Below are 22,763 nucleotides of genomic sequence, written 5' to 3'. Positions count from 1 at the left end.
CTCCCGAGGTCAGAAGAGGGTTTCGGCGGAGGCGCGTTGCCTGACCGCGGCGACGGTGTGGCGGTACCGGCCCGCCAACGGCAGGACCAGCACCCCGCCCGGCACGGTGGTGGTCGCGCCGAAGCGCTCCAGCAGCGCCACCGCCTCGGTGCGCAACCGTTCCGGGTCGGCGTGCCATTGCGCCCCAAACGCGGAACCGTACCGGCGCACAATCTCACCGACCGCCTCGCGGAGAAAACTGTCGGTGATGAACGGCAGCCGGCCGCCGCCATCGGTCTCGTCCGGGTTGCCGCCACCGTCCACCGGGTACGGCTGGTCCGCGGCGGCGTCGTCCAGCACCACCAGGGTGGCGGTGGGCAGACCGGCGTCGACCCGGTCAACCATCGCCTGCTGCCGGCTCAGCGGGTCGGGCGGGGCGAGCCGCTTGACCCGGCGGCCGTCCGGGTCGGCGATCCGGTCGGTCATCTCCACCACCAGCAGCACCGCCGCCTGCGCCACCGAACCGGTGCCCGGGAACCGCTCCCCGGTGAACCCGGCGGTGTCCACCAACAGCACCCCCTCGGCGCGTCGCTCCACCCGAAGCCCGGTCAGCCGGGCCAGGTCGGTGGCGAGCGCCGCCCCGCGCAGGTGGTTGGCGACCATCGGCTCGACGTCGGCGTGATAGACCACCGGCGACTCCACCACCGCCCGCCGGGCGGCCTGGGCGGCGGCCCGGCGTTCGGCGTTGCCGCTGCTGGCCATCGTCCGGTCGAGCAGCGCCGCCACCGACTCGACGTGTTGCAGCACGCGGGTCGGCCGGAACAGCGCGAACACCACGTCCCGCGCGACGTCGTACAGTGCCTCGCCGGAGCCGGGGTCACTGGCCCAGGCGGCGCTGGAACCGTCGGCCAGCCGGATCACACCGCGCTCCTCCAGCCAGCCCACCGCGTCGACGAACGCCCGCCGGTCCGGCCCGTGGTCCGGGTTCAACCCCAGGCCGGTGATCCGGTTCGCATCGCCGCCGACTGAGTCGGCCAGCTCGCTGAGGGTGATCTGGATGCCGGCGCGGCCCAGCACGGCCAGGCACAACGACAGGTACGCGTAGCGCTGCCGGTCGAACGGACGCCCGGTCCGGGACACCGCCGGCTGGGTCGCGTCGAGCCCGTCGGACACCCGGACCAGCCGGGCCGTCGCGCCGTGCAGTTCCAGCCGGTAGCCGAAGGCCTCGGCGAAATCCCGACGCAGGGCGGCGGCGAAGCGGCGTACCCGGGGCAGCGCCCGCTCGTCCGGCCAGGTCGCCGTGATCAACGGGTGGCGCAGGACCAGCCGGACGGCGCGCTGGTAGTCCGCCAATTCCAGCTCGGAGATGTCGCCGGCGAACCGGTGACCGGTTGTCGACTGCGTCCGCTCGCTGGCCGCGCTCATGCCGGCACCAGCTCGCGGCGGACGGCGGTGTGCTGCGCGGCGGTGACCGTCAGCTCGTACCCATCGAGGTGCAGCTGCCCGGCGGCGGTGGACACCGTGCTGAACCGTCCCGGCGTCGGGGTGAGGGTGAGCCGGACGCCGTGGGCGGCCGCGGCCAACGGCACCGCGGCGGCGCCACCGACCCGGGCGGCGAGCGCGATGTCGAGCAGCCGCAGCAGGACCTGTGCCTGCGGCTCGTCCAGCCGGTGTCCGGTCGTCACGCCGTCGGCGGCCAGCACGGCGGCGGCGTCGGTCAGCCGCCGCTCCCGGGCCAGTTGGTCGCCGCGCAGCCTGTGCCGGCGGTCGTCGCCACGGTCCAGGCGGGCCGGCCGGCCCCTGCCCTGCCCCGGCGCACGGCCGGTCGCCACCAGCGTGCGGGACAGCTCGACCGCCGGCGCCTCCCACCACGACAGCCGGCTGGCGATCGCCTCCGGATCCGGATGTGCCACGCCGACGTGTCGGGGTGCGCCGAGCCCGAAGACCACATCGAAGAGCGCGTGCGCCGCCTCCTGCGTGGCAACCTGGGTGAACCACGCTGCCAGGTGGCGCAGCTGCGACTCCCGGCTCACCCCGCCGCGGCGGGCCTCGGTCACCCGACGCAGCAGCGCCAGCACGTCGCCGATCGCCGCGATGGTGGCGTCGCCCAGCCGGTCGGCCTCGCTACTCTGCTCCGGCGAGGGTGGTGCCAGCCACGATCGCAACCCACGCCACCGGCGCCGCCAGTCCTCCAGCCGCTCCACCGGGGTGTGGAACAGCCGCTCGTCTGCCTCGGCCGCCGCCTCGACCAGCCGCTCCAAGCCAGTCGCCTCCACCTCGTGCACCGCCTCGCGAAGCCGGGGGGTGTAACGCTGCAGCTCGTCGTGGAAGTCGCGCAGGTGGGCCAGCAGAGCGTCCTTGTGGGCGAGAAACGCCTCCGGCCGTACGTCGTTGGTGCGGCCCAGGTCACCGAGCATGTGGTAGAAGCGGGCGGCCCGCTCGGCGATGTCGGCCAACGCCCGGTCGAGCCGGTTGAACTTGCGGTAGACCTCCTCGGCGTCGCCGGCGTCGTTGGCCACCGCGAGCGCCTTCAGGTCAGCCAACAGGTCGGCGAAGACCAACCGGGACAGCGTCGCGTCGTCCATGGTCGCCGAGAGCACGGCCTCCACTGCCCGGTGGGCCCGGTAGCCGGCCTCGGTAAACTGGTAGACCGAGTGCCGGTTGCGGTACTCGGCCAGCGTCGTCGCGCGTGTCCCATCCTGGCTGCGGTCGAGCACGCCCCATTCCACCAGGGCGTCGAGCAGCCGCGGCAGCTCCAGCTGTGCCGGGTCGGGGCAGTCGGGGTTCGACCGGTGGAGCGCGTCGAGCGCGGCGGCCACCTCGGCGGTGTGGAGGACGACCTGGTAGCTGGATCGCGCCGCGTCGAAGGCGCGCAGCAGCCACAGGTAGGCGAACCGATTATCGGCCGTGACGTAGCCGAACAGCCGCATCCGGTCGTCAAGACCAAACTCGTCCAGCCCGAACGTGGGCCCTGATGCTGCTGCAGCCATCCCTCCCCTTCCCGGTGCGTGCGTTGACCAGCAACCCTATCCATCGGTGGCGGGGGGCGCTCTCGCGACTCGACCGCTCGGCGGCCTGCCCGACTCGCACAGTGAACTCGTTGCCCGCTTCCATGATCGTCCACGCACACCGGCGCGCCGCTGGCCAGCAGGGAGTCCTCGTGGCATTCCTGCGCCTTGCGGTCCGTGACGCGTCATCCGAACGCACCGTCGGCTGCAAAGCCGGAGGCTGCTGCAAGACGGACCTGAACCTCGGCGCCTCGGAGTACGGCATCCGGTCCCGGAACGTGCACGACCAGCAGTTGACCACCGCAACGGCCGAGGGCCGAGGGCCGAACGAAAGATGCCAGGCCGGCCGGCCGGCCGCAGTGCAGGCTTTAGGACCCGCAGGGTCGAGGGATCCGCCGAGTCAAGGGCTCCACGAGCACCCGGCACACAGACGCCTTGACCAACCTCAATCACGAAAACGAGGGTTTCCACAGGCTCTGACCTGCGGAAACCCTCTCGCTGTCGGGACGGCCGGATTCGAACCGACGACCCCTTGACCCCCAGTCAAGTGCGCTACCAAGCTGCGCCACGTCCCGCCCCCGCGTGGTTTCCCCCGCGGCAGCCGATACAGCTTAGCGCAGCAGCCCCCGCTCCTCCGCACAGGCCCCACCCGGGTTGCGGCACCACCGAACCACCCCACAACCTCTACGGCATCCTAGGAGGGTAGGTGGGAGGAAGGGCAAGAAAATGCCGGATGGGCAAAGACCCATCCGGCATTTTCTAAAGAACAGATCAGCCGTGCGCCTTGCCCCGGCCGCCGGGCCCGAGCTTCTTCCGCGGGCGGACCGAGATCTCGATCGGGCTGCCCTCGTACCCGAACTCCTCGCGGAGCTTACGCTCGACGAAGCGCTGGTAGCCGGCGTCCAGCGGGCCGGTGGTGAAGAGCACGAACCGCGGCGGCGCCACCCCGGCCTGGGTGGCGAACAGGATCCGCGGGGCCCGCCCACCGCGCACCGGGTGCGGGGTGGCCTGCACCAGCGCGGTCAGCCACTGGTTGAGGTGCGCGGTCGGCACCCGGGTCTCCCAGCTCGCGAGGGCCTTGTTCAGCGCCGCGGCCAGCTTGTCGACGGCCCGGCCGGTCATCGCCGACAGGTTCAGCCGGATCGCCCAGGGGATGCGGCGCAGTTCCCGGTCGATCTCCTTGTCCAGGTAGTACCGGCGGTCGGCGTCGACCAGGTCCCACTTGTTGAAGGCGATGACCAGGGCCCGGCCGCTCTCGGTCACCATCGACAGGATCCGCTGGTCCTGCTCGCTGATCGGTTCGCTGGAGTCCAGCAGGACCACGGCCACCTCGGCGGCCTCGATGGCGGCGGCGGTACGCAGGCTGGCGTAGTACTCGGTGCCACTGGCCTTGCCGACCCGCTTGCGAAGGCCGGCGGTGTCCACCAGTTGCCAGGTCTGCCCGCCGATCTCGACCAGGCTGTCCACCGGGTCGACGGTGGTGCCGGCGACCGAGTCGACGACCGCCCGCTCCTCACCGGAGAACCGGTTGAGCAGGCTGGACTTGCCCACGTTGGGGCGGCCGACCAGCGCGACCCGGCGCGGCCCGCGCGGCCGGTTCTCCACGATCGCCGGCGCCTCGGGCAGGGCGGCGAGGATGGCGTCCAGCAGGTCGCCGGAGCCTCGCCCATGCAGCGCGGAGACCGGGAACGGCTCGCCGAGGCCGAGCGACCACAGCGAGGTGGCCTCCATCTCGATGGAGGTGTTGTCGGCCTTGTTCGCCACCAGGATCACCGGCTTGGCGCTGCGCCGCAGCATCTTCACCGCGGCCTCGTCCACGTCGGTGGAGCCCACCATCGCGTCGACCACGAAGAGCACCACGTCCGCGGTGACCACCGCGGTTTCGGCCTGCGCCGCGATGGCCGCGGCCCGGTCCTTCGCGTCCGGTTCCCACCCGCCGGTGTCCACCACGGTGAACGCCCGGCCGTTCCACTGCGCGTCGTACGGCACCCGGTCCCGGGTCACCCCGGGGATGTCCTCGACGACCGCCTGCCGGCGGCCGATGATCCGGTTGACCAGCGTGGACTTGCCCACGTTGGGACGACCGACGACGGCCACCACCGGCTGCGGGCCGGACGGCTCCTCGACGGCGACGTCCGGCTCACGCAGCTCGACCCATCCAGCACCCTCGGTCATGCCACGCCCCGTTCGGTTAGCAGGTCGCGCAGCCGGGCCACGACCTCGTCGATGCCCAACTCGGTGGTGTCCAGCACCACCGCGTCCGGCGCCTGCGCCAGCGGGTTGACCTTGCGGGTGGAGTCGAGCCGGTCCCGGCGGGCCAGGTCGGCCGCGGTCGCGGCCACGTCGGCCGCGTCCTCGGCGCTGCGCCGGGCCGCCCGGGCCGCCTCGGAGGCGGTCAGGAAGACCTTCAGGTCGGCGTCCGGCGCCACGACCGAGCCGATGTCCCGACCCTCGACGACCATCCGGCCGGCGTTGGAGATCATCTCGCGCTGCCGGGCGACCAGCAGCTCGCGGACCGCCGGCACCGCGGCGACGGCGGACACCGCCCCGGTCACCTCGGGACCGCGGATCTCCGCGTCCACGCTCACGCCGTCTGCGGTCACGCCGTACCCCTGGGGGTCCGTGCCGATGCGCAGGTCCACCTCGCCGGCGACCTTCGCCACCGACGCCCCGTCGGTGAGGTCGACGCCGGAGCGCAACACGGCCCACGTGATCGCCCGGTACATCGCCCCGGTGTCCAGGTAGCGCGCACCGATGCCAACGGCGAGCCGCCGCGAGACGGTGGACTTACCCGAACCGGACGGCCCGTCCACAGCGACCACACATCGCCCGGCCCGTACGTTTTCCTCCACCGTGTCCTCCTCAGCCCGTACCTCGCGGATCGCCCGGTGCTGGCGCCGCAAGCGGTTGTCCATCGTCATCAATCATGCCCGCAGCTCGCCGCGCACCGCGCGCGGTGCCGTGCGACGCGACCCGCGCCACCAGCGCGGCCGGCGTCCGGGCCGTCCGGGAGCCTACCGAAGGCCGTACCCCGAACTCGGGGGTCAGTCACCCACCGCGTTGAACAGCGCGGCGACCTCGGCGTTGGTCAACCGGCGGATCCGCCCGGTACGCAGGTCACCCAGCCGGATGGGTCCGATCGAGGTACGCACCAGCCGGGTGACCGGGTGGCCGACCTCCTCCATCAGCCGCCGGACGATGTGCTTGCGCCCCTCGTGCAGGCTCAGCTCCACCTGGGCGGTCTTACCCAGAGTGTCCACCACCTTGAACGAGTCGATCTTGACCGGCCCGTCCTCCAGCTCGACGCCGGCCAGCAGCCGCTTGCTCAGGTTGCGCGGGATCGGCCCGACCACCTCGGCGAGGTAGGTCTTCAGCACCTCGTACGAGGGGTGCATGAGCTTGTGCGCGAGAGTGCCGTCGTTGGTGAGCAGCAGCAGGCCCTCGCTGTCCGCGTCGAGCCGCCCGACGTGGTAAACCCGCTGCTCCACCCGGTTGCCGATGAACTCGGCCAGCTCGTTGCGGCCCTTGTCGTCCGCCATGGTGGTGACCACCCCGCGCGGCTTGTTCATCGCCACGTAGACCAGGCGAATGTCGACCTGGAGGCGCTCGCCGTCCACGTGGATCACGGCGGTGGCTGGGTCGACCTTGTCGCCGAGCTTGGCCACGCGCCCGTCCACCGTGACGCGGCGGCGGAAGATCAGGTCCTCGCAGGCACGCCGGGAACCCACGCCTGCGGCGGCGAGCACCTTCTGCAGGCGCTCGGCACCCTCGTAGACGGGGGCGTCGGTTTTCGGGGAACGGTTATCGGGTCGCATCGGCAAGCTCTTCTACGTCGTCGGGCAGGAAGGGTGCGAGTGGCGGCAGCTCGTCGACGGTGTTCAGCCCGAGTTTCTCGAGGAACAGCGTGGTGGTCCGGTAGAGGAACGCCCCGCTGTCCGGTTCGGTGCCGCACTCCTCGACCAGGCCGCGGGTAACCAGCGTACGGATGACCCCGTCGCAGTTCACACCCCGGATGGCCGAAATGCGCGATCGGGTCACCGGCTGCTTGTAGGCGACCACGGCGAGGGTCTCCAGCGCCGCCTGGGTCAGTCGTACGGACTGCCCGTCCAACACGAACCGTTCGACATAGGTCGCGTATTCCGGCCGCGTGTACAGCCGCCAGCCGCCGGCCGCCCGGCGCAGCTCGAAACCGTGCCCGGCGGCGGTGTAGCCGGCGGCGATCTCGTCGAGCATCGGCCCGACCCGCTCGGCCGGCTGCTCCAGCACCTGCGCCAGGACCAACTCGCTGACCGGCTCGTCGACCACCAGCAGGATCGCCTCCAACGCGCCGCGCAGCTCGGCGTCGGACAACTCCGGCGCCGGCTCCGGCGCGGCCGGCGCCCTCCGCCGCCCCACAACCGACCGAGGGGGTACGTCCCCAGCAACGCTCTCCCCTGCGACCGCCTCGCCGGCCCCCTCGGCGACCGCCTCCTCCTCGGCAACGACCTCTTCCGCGATCTTGGAAGATTCCGGCCCGTGGAGGGGCGCTTTGCCTCCAAGATCTTCCGCCGGGGTCGGCTCGCTGGTGACCGGCAAGGTCGACTCGGCGGTGACAGGCGGAGTCGACTCGGCCGTGACGGGCGAGGTCGACTCGGCGGTTACAGGCGGGGTCGACTCGGCGGTGACGGGCTCTTCGTCGGCGACGGCTTCTTCGTCCGACTCGGAGACGGTGGGAGCGGGCGGGCGGGGGCGGTCCCACGGGGGGACCCAGGCGGCGGCCTGGTCGGCCAGGGAGTCCCGGCGTTCCTCGTCACTCATCCCGCTCCCCCTCCGTGGTTCCCGTCCAGTCCGATCCCTCAGCGTCCCCCGCCCGGCCGCGGCCTGACTCCAGCCCCGCCACACCCGCCGACCCCAGCTCGGCCACACCCGCCGGCTCCAAGTCGGCCACATGTGCCGGCTCCGGCTCCGCCGCGCCCGCTGGCTCCGACCCTGCCGGCTCCGACCCTGCCGGCTCCGGGTCGGCCGGCTCCGACCCTGCCGGCTCCGGGTCGGCCGGCTCCGACCCTGCCGGCTCCGGGTCGGCCGGCTCCGACCCTGCCGGCTCCGGGTCGGCCGGCTCTGCCGGCGCAGCCGTCGGCTCCGGGTCGGTCGGGGTGCCCGCGTACTCGTCGACGTGCAGCTCGGTGTCGCCGTCGGTCGGGCCGGTCCAGCGCACGGTCAGCTCCTCCAGAGCCTGCTCCTGCACGAAGGCGACCAGCCCCTCCCGGTACAGCTCCAGCAGCGCGAGGAACCGAGCCACCACCTCCAGGGTGGCCTCGCAGTCGACGCAGAGCAGCGAGAAGGTGGCGGTACCGGCCCGGCGCAGCCGGGTGGCGAGGATCGCCGCGTGCTCCCGGACGCTGACCCGGACCATGTGCACGTGGGCGATGGAGACCTCGGGCACGGGCTTCGGGGTCATCGCCTTCACGGCCAGCTTCAACAGCCGCTGCGGGCCGATGCCGAGCACCAGGTCGGGCAGCGCCTCGGCGTAGCGGAGCTCCAGGCTGACCGCCCGCGGATACCGCCGACCGCCGACCGCCTCAAGCTCGGCGATGTGCGCCGCCGCCTCCTTGTACGCCTTGTACTGCAACAGCCGGGCGAAGAGCAGGTCCCGCGCCTCCAGCAGGGCAAGGTCCGCCTCGTCCTCCACCTCGGCGGCGGGCAGCAGCCGGGCCGCCTTCAGGTCGAGCAGGGTCGCGGCGATCAGCAGGAACTCGCTGGCCTCGTCGAGGTCCCACTTGTCGCCCATGGCCCGGATGTAGGCGATGAACTCGTCGGTGACCTTGTGCAGGGCCACCTCGGTGACATCGAGCTTGTGCTTGCCGATCAGTTGCAGCAGCAGGTCGAACGGGCCGGTGAAGTTGGCCAGCCGGACGGTGAAGCCGGAGGTCTCCTCGGCGGCGACCGCCGGGGTGATCGCCAGCACGCCGTCGACCTCGGCGGCCAGCTCGGCGGCGACCGCCGGGGCGGCGGCCTCGTGCTGCCCGACCGGCGGGTCGAGGGGTGGCGCGGTCACCGGACGACCGTAGTCCACGAGGCGGGCACCGGGCGTTCCGGCTACCGCTCCGACTGGGCGGCGATCACCTCACGGGCCAGTTGGCGGTAGTTGCGCGCCCCGGAGGACGCCGGGTCCAGTGTGGTGATCGGAGCACCGGCCACGGTGGACTCGGGGAACTTCACCGTCTTGGTGATGACCGTCTGGTAGACCTTGTCGCCGAACGCCTCGACAACCCGCTGCAGCACCTGCCGGCAGTGCGTGGTGCGGCTGTCGTACATGGTGGCGAGGATGCCCTCGAGCTCCAGGTCGAAGTTGAGCCGCTCGCGCACCTTGTCGATGGTGTCCAGCAGCAGCGCGACGCCGCGCAGGCTGAAGAACTCGCACTCGAGCGGGATGAGCACACCGTGCGCGACGGTCAGCGCGTTGATCGCCAGGAGACCGAGCGACGGTTGGCAGTCGATCAGGATGTAGTCGTACTCCTTGCGGACCGTCCGCAGCACCCGGGCCAGGGCCATCTCCCGGGCGACCTCGTTGACCAGTTGGATCTCGGCGGCGGAGAGGTCGATGTTGGCCGGAAGCAGGTGCAGGCCCGCCACGTCGGTCTTGATCAGGACGTCCTCGGCGGTCACGTCGTCCTGCATGAGCAGGTTGTAGACGGACAGGTCGAGGTTGTGCGGGTTGACCCCCAGCCCCACCGAGAGCGCGCCCTGCGGGTCGAAGTCGACCAGCAGCACCTTGCGGCCGTACTCGGCCAGCGCCGCGCCCAGGTTGATGGTGGTGGTGGTCTTGCCGACGCCGCCCTTCTGGTTGGCCATCGCGATGATGCGCGCCGGGCCGTGCCGATCGGTGGGCATCGGCTCGGGGATCGGCTTGCGCATCGTGTAGGCCGCCGGGTCCGCCGGACCCAGGTCCGCGCCGAGCGTGGCCTGCTGCTCGCGGAGCTCCGACGTCCAGGTCTCGGCACGGTCACCGTTGCCAGCCATGTCCTCGTTGCCCCCTCCCGACGACCCACCCGGCGTCGGAGCCGTCCGACGTCCTTCGCGGCGCCGCTGCGCACCCCGGTCGTGTCGCCCCAGGAGGTCCGCGCCGATGCCGACTGTACGCCACCGACCAGCAGGGGGTTCGGCACCGGCCCGGCGTGTCGGGACCGACCGCGACCGGGCTCAGCCCAGGGCGCGCGGGTGGGCGGTGACGTACACCTCGCGCAGCCGCTCGACAGTCACCAGGGTGTAGACCTGGGTGGTGGTCACCGATGCGTGCCCGAGCAGCTCCTGGACCACCCGCACGTCGGCGCCGCCGTCGAGCAGGTGGGTGGCGTAGGAGTGGCGCAGGGTGTGCGGGGAGACCGCGGCGGGCCCGTCGACCGGCAGCCCGGCCCGGCCGGCGGCGCGGCGCAGGATGGCCCAGGCGCCCTGCCGGGTCAACGCGCCGCCGCGGGCGTTGAGGAAGACCGCCGGAGTGCCCCGGCCGGCCGAGGCCAGCCCGGGCCGGGCCCGGACCAGGTAGGCGCGCACCGCCTCGACGGCGTACCCGCCGATCGGCACCAGCCGCACCCGGCCGCCCTTGCCGCGCAGCAGCACGGTGCCCTCGTCGGCGTCGAGGTCGTCCACCGCGGCGCCGACCGCCTCGGAGATCCGCGCCCCGGTGCCGTACAGAAATTCCAGCAGCGCCCGGTCGCGCAGCGCGAGCAGCGCGCCCTCGCCGGTCGCGGTGACCGGACCGGCGGTCTCCAGCAACCGGACCACGTCGTCGACCGGCAGCGCGCGGGGCAGCCGGCGCGGCGGGGTGGGCGGGCGGACGTCGCGGCTCGGGTCGGCACCGGCCAGCCCCTCACGCAGCGCGAAGCGGTGCAGGCCGCGTACCGCGCTGGCTGCACGGGCGGCGGAGGAGACCGCCAGCGGCGGGTGCGCGTCGTCGCCGGCGCGCAGCCGGGCCAGGTGCGATTCGACGACGCCGGCGCCGACCGACGCGAGGTCGGCGATGCCGGCGTCCACCAGGGTCGTGAGATAGCGGTCCAGGTCCCGGCGGTACGAGGCGAGGGTGTTCGCGGACAGGCCCCGCTCGACGGTGAGGTGGTCGAGGTAGCCGCGCACGGCACGGCGCAGGGCCGGCGCGGGCTGTTCGCCCGCGCCGGCCCTGTCCGCGATGCCGGTCAGCCCGCCACCGCTCAGGCCAGCACGTCGGCCAGCGGGAGCACGTCCATGCCGTGCGACTCGGCGACCGGGCCGTAGGTGACCCGGCCGTCGTGGGTGTTCAGGCCCAGCGCCAGTGCCGGGTCGCGGCGCAGCGCCTCGCGCCAGCCCTGGTTGGCCAGTTCCAGGGCGTACGGCAGGGTGACGTTGGTCAGCGCGTAGGTGCTGGTGTTCGGCACCGCGCCCGGCATGTTCGCCACGCAGTAGAAGATCGACTCGTGCACCTTGTAGACCGGGTCGGCGTGCGTGGTGGGGCGCGAGTCCTCGAAACAGCCACCCTGGTCGATGGCGATGTCGACCAGCACGCTGCCCGGCTTCATCCGGGAGACCAGCTCGTTGGAGATCAGGGTCGGCGCCTTGGCACCGGGCACCAGCACCGCGCCGATGACCAGGTCGGCGTCGAGCACGGCCCGCTCGATCTCGTACGCGTTGGAGGCGACGGTCTGCAGGTGGCCCCGGTAGATGGCGTCGGCCTGGCGCAGCCGGGCGACGTTCTTGTCGAGCAGCAGCACCTCGGACTGCAGGCCCAGCGCGATCACCGCAGCGTTCATGCCGGAGACGCCGGCGCCGATGACCACGGTCTTGGCCGCGTACACGCCGGAGACGCCGCCGGGCAGCACGCCGCGTCCGCCGCCGGTGCGCATCATGTAGAACGCGCCCACCTGCGGGGCGAGCCGGCCGGCCACCTCGGACATCGGGGCGAGCAGCGGCAACGACCGGTCGGGCAGCTCGACGGTCTCGTACGCGATGCCGGTGACCTTCCGGTCGATCAGCGCGTCGGTGCACTCCTTGGAGGCGGCCAGGTGCAGGTAGGTGAAGAGCACCTGCCCCTCGCGCATCCGGTGGTACTCCTCGGCGATCGGCTCCTTGACCTTGAGCACCAGCTCGGCGGTGTCCCACACCTCGTCGGCGGTGGGCAGGATCGTGGCGCCCGCCGTGGCGAACTCCTCGTCGCTGATGCTGGAGCCGACCCCGGCGCCGGACTCGACGAAGACCTGGTGACCGCTGCGGGTGAACTCGTTGACGCCCGCCGGCGTGATCGCCACGCGATACTCGTGGTTCTTGACCTCGCGTGGGATTCCGACCTTCACGATGCAGACACCTCTCTTCGGGGCAGCTCTCCCCCGACTGCTCGGTGCCGCGACGGCCCCATTGCCACCGCGGTCCACCGGTCCCGCCGGCGGCAGTCTAGGCGCGCCCGGCCCCGCCGCAGGCCAGCACAGTGGCATCCGGTGCCGGGGTGACCTGACGGAGTGTCAGGGCATCGACCGGGCCGGCGGTGGGAGGCAACCTCAGCCGTCAGGACAATGTTCGCCCATTATCGTCCCATCTGGTGAGCCCCGCTGCGGACAGCGGGCGAGTGGATCACTAGTGTGTCCGCCCATGACCACTCCTTCTTACCAGCCGGGTTACCCCCAGGGCGTCTCCGACAAGAGCAAGGTCGTCGCGGGCATCCTCGGCATCCTGCTCGGCTTCTTCGGCGCCGGTCGGTTCTACACCGGACACATCAAGATCGGTGTGCTGCAGCTCGTCGTGAGCGTGTGCACCCTCGGCTTCGGCGCGTTCTGGGGCCTCATCGACGGCATCCTCATCCTGGTGAACGGCGGCACCGACGCGCAGGGCCGGCCGCTGCGCGACTGATCCACCGAACGACGAAAGGGGCCCCACGGCTGCGTGCCGCGGGGCCCCTTCGCGCATACCCCTCGCCGGTGCGGGCCCGGCGGTGACTCTCAGCGTGGCAGCGGTGCGTCCGCGCGGCGCAGCGCCGACCAGCCGGCGTCCCGGGCGCGGGCCGCGGCCAGCAGCCCGGCCACCGCGGAGGCGTTGGTGATCTCACCGGCCAGGACCATGCCGACCGCCTCGTCCAGATCGATCCGGACGACCTGGAGGTCGGCCTCCTCGTCCCGGCGGTCGTGGCGCTCGCCGGGCGGCACGTCGGCCAGGTCGCGGGCCAGGTAGACCCGGACCAGCTCGTCGGTGAACCCGGGCGAGCTGTGCAGGTCGACCAGGACGTCGATCCGCCCGGCGGTGAGGTCGGCCTCCTCGGCCAGCTCCCGCAGCGCGGCGGCCGGCAGCTCCTCGCCGGACACGTCCATGAGCCCGGCCGGCAGTTCCCACAGGTGCCGGCCGACCGGATGGCGGTACTGCCGGATCAGCACCACCTGGCCGACGTCGTCGAGCGCCACCACCGCCACCGCCCCGACATGCCGGACGAGGTCACGCGTGGCGGTCCCGCCGCCCGGCATGGTCACCTCCTCGCTGACCACGGCGAAGATCCGGCCCTGGTAGCGCTCCTCGCGGGAGCGCACCTCGTAGCGGTGCTCGACGGCGCTTCGCGCCGCGCTGCTGTGCCCGTTGGCTCGCCCGCTCACGACGCGGAGGACGCCTTCGTCGCGGCGCCGTTGCGGGCGGCCCGACGCGTCGTCGGGGCCTCCGCCGTCGGGGCCAGGTCGACCGGAAGCTGGTCGGCCTGCGAGTACGCCACGGCGGCCTTGACGAACGAGGCGAACAGCGGGTGCGGGCGGGTGGGGCGACTCTTCAGCTCCGGGTGCGCCTGGGTGGCCACGAAGAACGGGTGCAGGCCCCGGTCCAGCTCGATGAACTCGACCAGCCGGCCGTCCGGCGAGGTGCCGGAGATGTGCAGGCCCGACTTGGTCAGCGCATCCCGGTAGGCGTTGTTCACCTCGTAGCGGTGCCGGTGCCGTTCGCTGATGTCGGTGCTGCCGTACGCCTCGGCGACGATCGAACCCTCGGTCAGGGTCGCCGGGTACGCGCCCAGCCGCATGGTGCCGCCCAGGTCGCCCTTGCCGGCGACGATGTCCTCCTGGTCGGCCATCGTGGCGATGACCGGGTGCGCGGCCTGCTCGTCGAACTCCAGCGAGTTGGCGCCGTCCAGGCCGGCCAGGTGCCGGGCCACGTCGATCGTCATGCACTGCAGGCCGAGGCAGAGACCGAGCAGCGGGATGCCGTTCTCCCGGGCGTACCGGGCGGTGCCGATCTTGCCCTCGATGCCGCGCACCCCGAAACCGCCGGGGATGAGGACGCCGTCCACGCCGGCCAGGGCCGCCGCGGCGCCGGCCGGGGTGACGCACTCGTCGCTGGGCACCCAGCGCAGCTGCACCCGGGCCCGGTGGCCGAACCCGGCCGCCCGGATCGCCTCGCTCACCGACAGGTACGCATCGGGCAGGTCGACGTACTTGCCGACCACCGCGACGGTGACCGTGTGCCGGGGCCGGTGCACCCGCTCCAGCAGGTCGTCCCAGCTGGTCCAGTCCACGTCCCGAAAGGAGAGCCCGAGCCGGCGCACCACGTACGCGTCCAGCCCCTCCCGGTGCAGCACCTTCGGGATGTCGTAGATGCTCGGCGCGTCCGGCGCGGCGACGACCGCCTCGGCGTCCACGTCGCAGTAGAGCGACAGCTTCTCCTTGAGCTTCTCCGGAATCTCCCGGTCGCAGCGCAGCACGATGGCGTCCGGCTGGATACCGATGTTGCGCAGCTGCGCAACCGAGTGCTGGGTCGGCTTGGTCTTCAGCTCACCCGACGGCGCCAGGTAGGGCACCAGCGAGACGTGCAGATAGAAGCAGTTGTCCCGGCCCAGGTCGTGGCGGACCTGGCGGATCGCCTCCAGGAACGGCAGCGACTCGATGTCGCCGACCGTGCCACCGACCTCCGTGATCACCACGTCCGGGACGTGGCCGTCGTCGTCCGGGTCGCCCATCGCCAGGATCCGCGACTTGATCTCGTTGGTGATGTGCGGGATGACCTGGACGGTGTCGCCCAGATACTCGCCGCGCCGCTCCTTGGCGATCACGTCCGAGTAGATCTGGCCCGTGGTGACGTTCGCCTTACCGGACAACGCCCGGTCCAGGAAACGCTCGTAGTGCCCGACGTCGAGGTCGGTCTCGGCGCCGTCCTCGGTGACGAAGACCTCGCCGTGCTGGAACGGGTTCATCGTCCCGGGGTCGACGTTGAGGTAGGGGTCGAGCTTCTGCATCACGACGCGCAGCCCGCGCGCGGTCAACAGGTTGCCGAGGCTGGAGGCGGTGAGGCCCTTACCCAGCGAGGAGGCGACGCCCCCGGTGACGAAAATGTGCCTGGTCGTCCGTGCTGATGGGGCCAAGGCCTGCTCCCGTGTCGTCCGTCGCGGTCATGCAGACCGCCGTGCTTGATCAGCAAAGTGATCACGCGATCCACGGGATTCCACGGTAACACCTCCCGGGCGGGTACTCGCAGGCCGCACCCCGGGTGGGGCACCGCGCGGCCACCACGACGGCGCCCCGGCGCTCAGGGAGCGGGAACCTCGGTCGATGACCGGGTGGCCTGCCGGGGCGGCCGCGCCACCGTCGGCGCGGTGTCCGAGGGGTTGGCCTGCGACGGGTCGGCCGGTCGTTGCGCCGGTGCCGCCGGGGCGTCCGGCTTCGGCTCGGCAGGGACATCCGGCGTCGGCGCCGCCGGGTCGTCAGGGGCACGTTCGGCCGGCGTGGCCGGGTTCGGGGGTGGCCCCACCATTTCAGGCGGACCGCTGATCGGGCGGGGATGACCCGCGCCCAGTGGCCCACCACCGCCGGTCGGGCCGTCACCCCCACCGGCCGGCCGGTTGCCGCCGGAACCGGAACCGGAATCGTCGTCGGCGCCGTCGTCGCGGGTACGCCCCCCGCCCGGGCGGGTGCGGTCCGCGGCGTGCCCCAGCACCCGCAGCGAGGCCAGCGCGGCCATCGGCACCACCACCGCGGCGGCGGCGCCGGCGACGTCCAGCGCCGCGCCGTCGAGCACGCCACCGAGCACCGCCGCGACCGCGGTACCGGCCAGCGCGGCCCGGACGGCCGGGTAGATGCCGAACAGTCGCGTCAGCCCGCCCCACGGCTGCAACAGGGCGAACCACACCAGCAGGGCGCCGGCCAGGGCCAGCACGGTCAGCGGGCTGTTGACCAGAGTCTCGAAGTTCGCGGTGCTGGACCGGTGCACGGTGAACCCACCGGTGCCGTCACCCACGGCGGACAGGAACCGACCCAGGCTTCCCCGCTCCGCCGCCGGACGGCGCAGGTCCACCACGGCGAAGCCGATGCCGACCGCCAGGGCGGCCATGGTGGCCCAGGCCAGCCTGCTGATCGTCAGCCAGCCGCCGGCACTGATCGCGGCGGCCACGCTCAGCCCGGCGGTCAGCGCGATCGCGCCCACCGAATCGGCGCCCAGGTACGGGCTGCCGACCACCACGACCGCAAGGCCACCAACGGCCACCATCACCGCCGGTCGCCAGGTGCGGTGCACCCGCTGGGCGAGCCAGCCCGCGCTCAGCAGCGCGCCGGCGAGGAACACCCCCAACCCGACCGTGCCGAGGCCGGAGTACCGGCCACCCTGCAACGCGGAGTAGCCGACCACGCCGTTGAGCTGAAGCCGGGCCCCGGTGAGCACGTCCAGGCCGACGACGAGCGTGGTGAGCCCGGCCACCGCGCCGAGCGGGCCGAGGCTGCCGGCGTACCCGGGGACGAACCGGACCGCCGCGGTGCCGGCCGCCACCACCAGCGCGGTGACCCCGGCGAAGATCCAACCCGACTGCTCGCCCCGCCACCAGGGCACCGCGTCGGCGAGCAGCGCGGCCGGCACGGTCAACGCCGCGGCCACCAGCAGCAGCTCAACCACCGCCACGACCCGCGCGGGCGCCGGCGTCGGCCCGGCCGGCCCCGCGTGCGGGCGGGCCCGACGCAGCAGCGGCAGCACCGCGAGGGCCAGCAGCACCTGCAACCCGGCGAGCAGGGTGAAGAACCGGCCGGAGACGCTCCGCTGCGCGGCCGCCTCCCGGTCCGCGTCGGCCGGCACGTTGATCGCCTCGGCCAGGTCGGCCGGGCGGCCGCCGGTGCTGACCGCGGGCCGCCCGAGGAAGAGCCGATCCGGCATCGGCCGGCCCAGCGCGGCCAGCGCGGTCGGCGCGAGGTCGACAAGTTGCAGATACCCGTCCCGGCCGGTGCTGGCCGAGGTGAGCCAGCCCCGCTCCCAGCCCGGCCCGTCGGCGACCGCCACGTGCAGTCGGGACGGCTGGTCGGTGTCGGAGATCCCGGCGACCAGCACCAGTGACCGCGGCGGCCGGGCGGCCAGCACCCGGGCCAACTGGGCGTCCGCGACGCGGGCCGCCTCGGCGCGCGCCGCCGGGTCGGTCCCGTCGACCGTGCCGAGGTCGACGATGCTCAGCACGCACGAGCCGAGCAGCGACCGCGGGTCGGCCGGCAGCCCCGAGGCGTACCGGTCGACCCGGCCGAACGGTCGGGCGGCGGCCACGGCCGCACCCGGACCGACCGCGACCGAGCAGCGCACCGACTCCGACAGCGACCCGGGCATGGTGCCCCAGGGCAGCCGCTGCTGGTTGTACTGGACCACGCTCTCCTGGTCGGGCAGGTTCGCGCCGATGCCGTCCGGCTGTTCCACGGCCACTCCGGCCGGCGGACAGCCATCGGCCGACCGGCTGCCGTTCCAGGCGGCGAAGCTGCCTGCGCCCAGGGTCAGCCAGCCGTCCACCGGGCAGGTGGGCCGGTGCGCGGAGCGGACCGACAGCGAGCCGATCGAGCCGTCCTGGGCCATCCGCCACAGTGTCGGGGTGGTCTGCGGGTCCACGTCCTCCCAGCGCAGCCCGGCGATCCCGGCGAGCACCACGAAGTCGGCGGTGCGCTGCGGGGTGCCCTGCGGTGGGCGCGCGGCCAGCGCGGTGACGCCCAGCGCCACCACGAGCACGGTCAACAGGGCGGGGGCGAGTCGGCGCAGCATCACCGGTGTCCCGTCATCGGGGCGTCGGGGTCCGGGGTCGGCGGACCGGTGGGCGCCGCGGCCAGCTCGGCGTAGAGGGCCGCCAACGCGGCCACGGTGTCCGCCTCGGTGGGCCACGTCGCCGCCCGCTCGGCACCGCGCCGGCCCAGCTCGGCCCGGGCCGCCGGGTCGTCGAGCAACGCGCGCACCGCCGCGTCGACGGCGTCCACGTCGCCGGCGGGGATCAGCGCGGCGGCGTCGCCGACCAGCTCCGGCAGCCCGCCGACCGCGGTGGCCACCAGCGGTACGCCGGCCCGCAGCGCCTCCTGGGCGAAGAGTTGCCGGGCCTCCCAGTCGCTGGTCACCACCGCGAGGTCGGCGCCGGCGAGCAGGTCGGCCACGTCCGTGCGGTGCCCCAGCAGGGTCACCGGGGCGCGGGCCGCCGAGGTCCGGGCGGCCAGCGGCAGGTAGGCCGGGCCGCTGCCGGCGATCACCACGACCGGCGGTGGAGTGCGGGTACGCCAGCGGGCCGCCGCGTCGATCAGCACGTCGTACCGCTTCTGCGGGTGCAGCCGGCCGACCGAGACGATCAGAGGCTGGTCCGGGCGGACGCCGAACTCGGCCCGGACGGCGGCGGGGCGTCGGCGCGGCGCGGGCAGCGTCGGCGCGGCCACCGGGGCGAGCCGGGCGTCGGTGGCGCCCAGCGCGGCGGCCCGTTCCACCAGGTCCGCGGAGGCGCCGAGGGCCACCCGGGCGCCCCGGGCCACCACCCGCTCGGCGAGCCGGGACATCCCCCCACGCAGCCCACCGGCGAGCACCGCGTTGTGCCAGGTCACGACCAGCGGGCCGGCCGGACGGGCCAGCACGGCGACCAGCCCGGCGCGCAGGCCGTGCGCGTGCACCACGTCCACCCGGGCGGCGGTGAGCGCCCGCCGCAGGGCGAGCACCGCGCGAGCGTCGGCCGGCGTCGGGCTGGCCGGGATCTCCACCGGCTGGAAGCGCGCGCCGACCCCGACGAAGTCGAACTGCTCCTGCGTCGCCGCCGGCCCGCACACCAGCACGGTGGCACCGGCCCCGACGAGCCCACGCGCCACCGAGCGGACGTGCTGGCCGACCCCACCGGTGCTGGAGGCGAGCACCAGCGCGACGCTGCCCGACCATCCGGTGGGCAGGACGGGCTGAACCGGCTCACTCCTCGCGCTCACCGGACCACCGTCTCCTTCCCGTCGTCCTGCTCCGGGGGGACCGCGCCCGGCGTCGGCGTACCGGCCCCGTCCCGCGACCCCCGCCGGCCCGCCCGGCCCAGGCGCCGCAGCACCCCGGCGAGCAGTGGCCGTACGTCCCGCCGGTCGACGAACCAGACCACGGCGAGGAACACGGCCCCAACCAGAATCCCGGACAGCATGCCCTGACCGAGTGCCGCCGCGATCGTCGGGGTGCCGCCGCCCGGCGTGTCGAACCACCGGGTGACGCCGAGCCCGGCGAGCGCGCCGAGCACTCCGGCGAGCCCGCCGGCCGCGCCGGCCCGGGTCGCGCCGGCCAACGCCGGACGGCCGGCGCCGCGCCACACCGCCACGAGCAGCAGCACCCCGAGCACCGACATGCCCACCGAGTTCGCGACGGTGGCCGCGAGCACCCGGTCGGCCGTGGGGAGCAGAGCCGCCATCGGCAGCGCCACGGCCGGAACCACCAGCCAGCCCAGCGTGATCGCCACGGTCGCCGGCCGGGTGTCCCCCCGGGCGTACAGAGCGCGGGACAGGACCGCGAACAGCCCGTACCCGAGCAGCCCGGGCGCGAAGCCGGTGATGGCCGCCGCCGTGGACGCCGGGTTCTCCGGGTAGAAGACGGCGGCGATCGGCTGGGCGGTCGCGACCAGCGCCGCGACGCCCAGGCAGCTGAAGAGCAGCACGCCGCGCACCGTCGAGGAGAGGGTGCGCCGGTAACCGTCCTCATCACCGGCAGCCGAGGCGGCGGCGAGTGTGGGGTAGGACGCCACCGCCAGCGGTACCGCGAGGACCGCCCACGGCAACAGAAAGATGGCCTGGGCCAGGTTGAACACCTGCGGGGAGCCGGTGGGACCGCCGGAGACCCGATTGAGGATCACCAGGAGCGCGACCTGCTGGGCGGCCACCGTCACCGCACCGGCCGTCGCGAGTCCGCCGATCCGCGCGCGTGCGTCGGCCGGGAAGGCGTACCCCGCTCGCGGCCGTAGCCGGAGCCGGCGCAGCGGGATCAGCAGCGAGAGGGACAACACGACGACGCCCAGGGTGGTGCCGGCGGAGAGCACCAACTCGCCGCCGCGGCTGACCTGGGCCACGGTCGCGCCACGCCCCTGAGCCGCGCCGAAGGCCAGGTAGACGACGACCACGGTGAGGCTGGACAGCAGCGGGGCGATCACCGGCCAGGCGAAGCGGCGGTGCGCCTGAAGCACGCCGGTGAGCACGATGCCGATCCCGTAGAGCGGCAACTGGGGGGCGAACACGCGCAGCATCCGGGCGCCGGCGGCGAGTTCCGGTGCGGACCGGCCCTCGCTGATCAGCGACATGATCGGGTCGGCGAACAGCGCGACGAGCACGGCGAGGGGAACCAGCAGGCTCACCGTCCAGGTGAGCAGGGCCCCGGTGGTGGCCGCCACCGCCCGCCGGTCCCCCGCCGCGATCGCGCCGGCCAGCAGCGGTACGACGAGGCTGGCCAGTGCCCCGCCGGCGACGATCTCGAAGACGATGTTCGGAACCGTGTTCGCGATGACGTACATGCCACCGAGGTCGCTCTGCTGCACCACCCAGGTGAACACGGCGGTACGGCCGAAGCCGGCGAGCCGGCTGAGCACGGTGAGGACGGCGATGAGCGCGGCTGCCCCGGCCAGCCGGCCGGCGCCGGCGAGGGGTGCCGGTCTGCTCACGTCAGTCGGCGCGCCGGCCCAGTGCGTCAAGCTCCCTCAGCCCCGGGGTCCGCTGGATCACCGACGTGAAGCTGACCTTCTCGCTGGCGGCGGTGAGGCCGGCGAGAACGGCGAGCAGCCCCGCGCGGCCGAGCGGGCCGCTGCGGGCGGCGAGCGCGACGCCGAGCACCGCGCCGAGGGCGTTCGCGCCGCTGTCGCCGAGCATGACGTCTTCGGCCAGGTCGTCGCGGAGCAGACCGGCGGCGGCGCCGGCCGCGCCCGCGGCGATCCCGCCGTGCGGGCCACCGGTCAGTGGCGCGCCGAGCAGCAGCCCCGACTTGATGGCCCGCCCGGGCCGCAAATCGAGCAGATTGAGCAGGTTGGCGGTGCCGGCGATCACCCCGGCGCCGAGCAGCACGTCGACGCCCCGGCCGAACGCGCCGTGGCGCTGGCGGCGCGGGTGACCGGCGACCCGGGAATCGGCGGCGAGCAGCGCGGCGGCGCCCAGCCCGGCGGCGCCCACCCCGACGACCTTGACCAGCCCGGCGGTGACCCGCCCCTCGCGCAGCGCGGCCAGGTGGCCGGCGAAGCCCTTCGCGGCCTTCTGCTCCGGGCGGGCGCCGACCACATCGTCGTACAACCCGACGCCGCCCGCGCCGAGGCCGGCGACCAGGACGGCTGCGCCGGAGGCGGCGCTGGTGGCGCCGAACGCTCCGGCGGCGGCCGTGCCAGCGGTGAGCGCCGGCCCGGCGGCCAGGGTCACCGACCGGCCGCGGAAGTTGGTGCGCTGCAGCGCGGGCCCGCCCGGGGAGGTACGCACCTCACGCAGCGCGTACCGGGCGGCGGCGGCACCGGCTCCGGCGATCAGCAGCCGGCCGAGCGCCCTCACGCCGTTGCCTCGCTTCGCTCGGCAGCGGTGTGGGACGCCGCCCTGCTGAAGTTCGCTAGCTGCGCTCGCTCACGCGTTGCCTGGTCGGTTTCGGACACGGGGGTACGTCGTTCGCTCACTGGGGCAGTCTAGGCAGCAGCGAGGCGGCATTGTCGCCGACGCCGTACTGGCCGGCCTTCTTCTCGGTGAGCTGCTGCACCAGGGCGAGGCTGGTGACCAGCTGGCCCTGCCCGGTGTTGGCGTTGTCGACCGTGGAGATGGTCTGGGACAGCACCGGATCACCACGGACCACGGCCACCAGGTTGCCGCCGGCGGAACCGTTGCCGCCCACCACGATCGACCCGGTCCGGTCGAACTGCTCGGCGATCTTGACGATCGACTCGTCGCGCTTCTCGGAGTCCTTGTCGACGTACGGTTGGCCGCTGACCACCACGACCGCCTCCGCCGGCCCGGTGACCTTGTTGTCGTCGGTGGTCAGGTAGCCGGCGTTGTTGTACGCGGCGAGCACCGCCCGCCGGTCGGCGTCGCTGACCGGCGCGGCGCCCTGCGCGCGGTCCAGCAGGACGCTGGCCAGCAGCGCGCTGGAGGTCTCCACGCCGTGCCCGTTGCCCGGCAGGCCGGTGGTCTGGGCGGTCGGCCGGGCGGCGGTGACGGCCAGCTCCAGCAGGTTGGAGTTGTTGTCCGGGTTGATGAACTTGTCCTGCAGGTCGACCCGGCCGGTGATGGTGGCGCCGCCGAGCTGGAGCTTCTTGAGCACGCCCTCGGTGTGGTCGCGCCCGTTGGGCAGGCTGAGCACCACCACCCGGCGCCCGGTGAGGGTGCCCGGCAGGACGACCTGGGACATCTCCTCGGCGAACTCCTCCTCCAGCCCGAGTTGCTTCTCCATGTTGTTGACCGTCTGGCGCCACTGCTGGTTGTCCTTGCGCAGCCCGGTGACCTGCTCCTTGAGCGAGTCGGCGACGGGGCCGTTGAGGGCGGCTGTGCCGACCACCAGGCCGATCGCCAGAGCCAGGAAGACCGCGGTGAGGGACACCACGTGGTAGCGGAAGTTGATCACGCTTGC

18 protein-coding genes and 1 tRNA gene are annotated in these 22,763 nt (G+C 73.6%); 1 reads left to right on the top strand and 18 read right to left on the bottom strand.

The genetic code is table 11. From position 1 onward, the window contains the following. Window positions 1-9: 9 nt before the first annotated feature. The 11 genes from KBX63_RS23705 to ald form a co-directional block, all read right to left on the bottom strand. Window positions 10-1,404, bottom strand: a complete 1,395-nt coding sequence (locus KBX63_RS23705; protein WP_210914356.1) for a TIGR02678 family protein — start codon at window positions 1,402-1,404, stop codon at window positions 10-12. Continuing rightward, a complete protein-coding gene (locus KBX63_RS23700; protein WP_210914352.1) occupies window positions 1,401-2,969 on the bottom strand; it encodes a TIGR02677 family protein in 1,569 nt (522 codons plus the stop codon). Before KBX63_RS23700 ends, KBX63_RS23705 begins: the two co-directional genes overlap by 4 nt. Before the next feature lie 519 nt (window positions 2,970-3,488). Beyond that, window positions 3,489-3,562: transfer RNA gene (locus KBX63_RS23695), tRNA-Pro, on the bottom strand. 196 nt (window positions 3,563-3,758) lie between these two features. Further along, window positions 3,759-5,162, bottom strand: coding sequence for a ribosome biogenesis GTPase Der (der, locus tag KBX63_RS23690; RefSeq protein ID WP_247662960.1), 1,404 nt, complete (start codon window positions 5,160-5,162; stop codon window positions 3,759-3,761). Then, a complete protein-coding gene (gene cmk / locus KBX63_RS23685; RefSeq protein ID WP_210914553.1) occupies window positions 5,159-5,839 on the bottom strand; it encodes a (d)CMP kinase in 681 nt (226 codons plus the stop codon). Before cmk ends, der begins: the two co-directional genes overlap by 4 nt. A gap of 192 nt (window positions 5,840-6,031) precedes the next feature. Next, window positions 6,032-6,802 (bottom strand): pseudouridine synthase, encoded by a 771-nt coding sequence (locus KBX63_RS23680; RefSeq protein ID WP_210914350.1) that lies wholly within the window; start codon window positions 6,800-6,802, stop codon window positions 6,032-6,034. Beyond that, window positions 6,789-7,784, bottom strand: coding sequence for an SMC-Scp complex subunit ScpB (scpB, locus tag KBX63_RS23675; protein ID WP_210914347.1), 996 nt, complete (start codon window positions 7,782-7,784; stop codon window positions 6,789-6,791). Before scpB ends, KBX63_RS23680 begins: the two co-directional genes overlap by 14 nt. Beyond that, window positions 7,777-9,021, bottom strand: a complete 1,245-nt coding sequence (locus KBX63_RS23670) for a segregation/condensation protein A (protein WP_307871807.1) — start codon at window positions 9,019-9,021, stop codon at window positions 7,777-7,779. Before KBX63_RS23670 ends, scpB begins: the two co-directional genes overlap by 8 nt. Window positions 9,022-9,062: 41 nt before the next feature. After that, a complete protein-coding gene (locus tag KBX63_RS23665) occupies window positions 9,063-9,986 on the bottom strand; it encodes a ParA family protein (protein WP_210914341.1) in 924 nt (307 codons plus the stop codon). Between the two features lie 180 nt (window positions 9,987-10,166). Next, a complete protein-coding gene (locus tag KBX63_RS23660) occupies window positions 10,167-11,159 on the bottom strand; it encodes a site-specific tyrosine recombinase XerD (protein ID WP_210914544.1) in 993 nt (330 codons plus the stop codon). Between the two features lie 11 nt (window positions 11,160-11,170). Beyond that, window positions 11,171-12,286, bottom strand: coding sequence for an alanine dehydrogenase (gene ald, locus KBX63_RS23655; protein WP_210914340.1), 1,116 nt, complete (start codon window positions 12,284-12,286; stop codon window positions 11,171-11,173). Between the two features lie 292 nt (window positions 12,287-12,578). Between ald and KBX63_RS23650 the strand changes: the two genes are divergently transcribed. Continuing rightward, entirely contained in the window at window positions 12,579-12,836 is a 258-nt protein-coding gene (locus KBX63_RS23650; protein WP_210914329.1) for a TM2 domain-containing protein, read from the top strand. 89 nt (window positions 12,837-12,925) lie between these two features. On the opposite strand, the gene KBX63_RS23645 is transcribed toward KBX63_RS23650, so the two are convergent. The 7 genes from KBX63_RS23645 to KBX63_RS23615 all read right to left on the bottom strand — a co-directional run bounded on the left by KBX63_RS23645 (window position 12,926) and on the right by KBX63_RS23615 (window position 22,757). Further along, window positions 12,926-13,567 carry an NUDIX hydrolase gene (locus tag KBX63_RS23645; RefSeq protein WP_210914325.1) on the bottom strand — a complete coding sequence of 214 codons (642 nt, stop codon included), beginning with the start codon at window positions 13,565-13,567 and terminating at the stop codon, window positions 12,926-12,928. After that, window positions 13,564-15,315 (bottom strand): CTP synthase, encoded by a 1,752-nt coding sequence (locus KBX63_RS23640; RefSeq protein ID WP_210914320.1) that lies wholly within the window; start codon window positions 15,313-15,315, stop codon window positions 13,564-13,566. Before KBX63_RS23640 ends, KBX63_RS23645 begins: the two co-directional genes overlap by 4 nt. A 164-nt stretch (window positions 15,316-15,479) precedes the next feature. Beyond that, window positions 15,480-17,951, bottom strand: a complete 2,472-nt coding sequence (locus KBX63_RS23635; RefSeq protein WP_247662958.1) for a hypothetical protein — start codon at window positions 17,949-17,951, stop codon at window positions 15,480-15,482. After that, on the bottom strand, window positions 17,951-19,102 hold the full coding sequence (locus KBX63_RS23630; RefSeq protein ID WP_210914540.1) for a glycosyltransferase family 4 protein: 1,152 nt from the start codon (window positions 19,100-19,102) through the stop codon (window positions 17,951-17,953). The genes KBX63_RS23635 and KBX63_RS23630 overlap by 1 nt, the downstream gene beginning before the upstream one ends. Before the next feature lie 29 nt (window positions 19,103-19,131). Further along, window positions 19,132-20,832 (bottom strand): murein biosynthesis integral membrane protein MurJ, encoded by a 1,701-nt coding sequence (gene murJ, locus KBX63_RS23625; RefSeq protein WP_210914318.1) that lies wholly within the window; start codon window positions 20,830-20,832, stop codon window positions 19,132-19,134. 1 nt (window position 20,833) lies between these two features. Beyond that, window positions 20,834-21,700, bottom strand: a complete 867-nt coding sequence (locus tag KBX63_RS23620) for a hypothetical protein (RefSeq protein WP_210914317.1) — start codon at window positions 21,698-21,700, stop codon at window positions 20,834-20,836. Window positions 21,701-21,815: 115 nt separating this feature from the next. Further along, window positions 21,816-22,757 carry a copper transporter gene (locus KBX63_RS23615; protein WP_210914315.1) on the bottom strand — a complete coding sequence of 314 codons (942 nt, stop codon included), beginning with the start codon at window positions 22,755-22,757 and terminating at the stop codon, window positions 21,816-21,818. Window positions 22,758-22,763: the final 6 nt, after the last annotated feature.

The sequence above is a fragment of the Micromonospora sp. U21 genome, assembly GCF_018070045.1.
In the GTDB taxonomy this organism is placed as follows: domain Bacteria; phylum Actinomycetota; class Actinomycetes; order Mycobacteriales; family Micromonosporaceae; genus Micromonospora.
This window is presented reverse-complemented; position numbering and strand designations above follow the sequence as displayed.

Bases quoted from the DNA above. Each gene is read 5' to 3' on its own strand.
- KBX63_RS23635 (WP_247662958.1), bottom strand. From the start codon at position 17,951: ATGCTGCGCCGACTCGCCCCCGCCCTGTTGACCGTGCTCGTGGTGGCG.
- scpB (WP_210914347.1), bottom strand. From the start codon at position 7,784: ATGAGTGACGAGGAACGCCGGGACTCCCTGGCCGACCAGGCCGCCGCC.
- KBX63_RS23665 (WP_210914341.1), bottom strand. From the start codon at position 9,986: ATGGCTGGCAACGGTGACCGTGCCGAGACCTGGACGTCGGAGCTCCGC.
- KBX63_RS23650 (WP_210914329.1), top strand. From the start codon at position 12,579: ATGACCACTCCTTCTTACCAGCCGGGTTACCCCCAGGGCGTCTCCGAC.
- KBX63_RS23700 (WP_210914352.1), bottom strand. From the start codon at position 2,969: ATGGCTGCAGCAGCATCAGGGCCCACGTTCGGGCTGGACGAGTTTGGT.
- KBX63_RS23680 (WP_210914350.1), bottom strand. From the start codon at position 6,802: ATGCGACCCGATAACCGTTCCCCGAAAACCGACGCCCCCGTCTACGAG.
- der (WP_247662960.1), bottom strand. From the start codon at position 5,162: ATGACCGAGGGTGCTGGATGGGTCGAGCTGCGTGAGCCGGACGTCGCC.
- KBX63_RS23705 (WP_210914356.1), bottom strand. From the start codon at position 1,404: ATGAGCGCGGCCAGCGAGCGGACGCAGTCGACAACCGGTCACCGGTTC.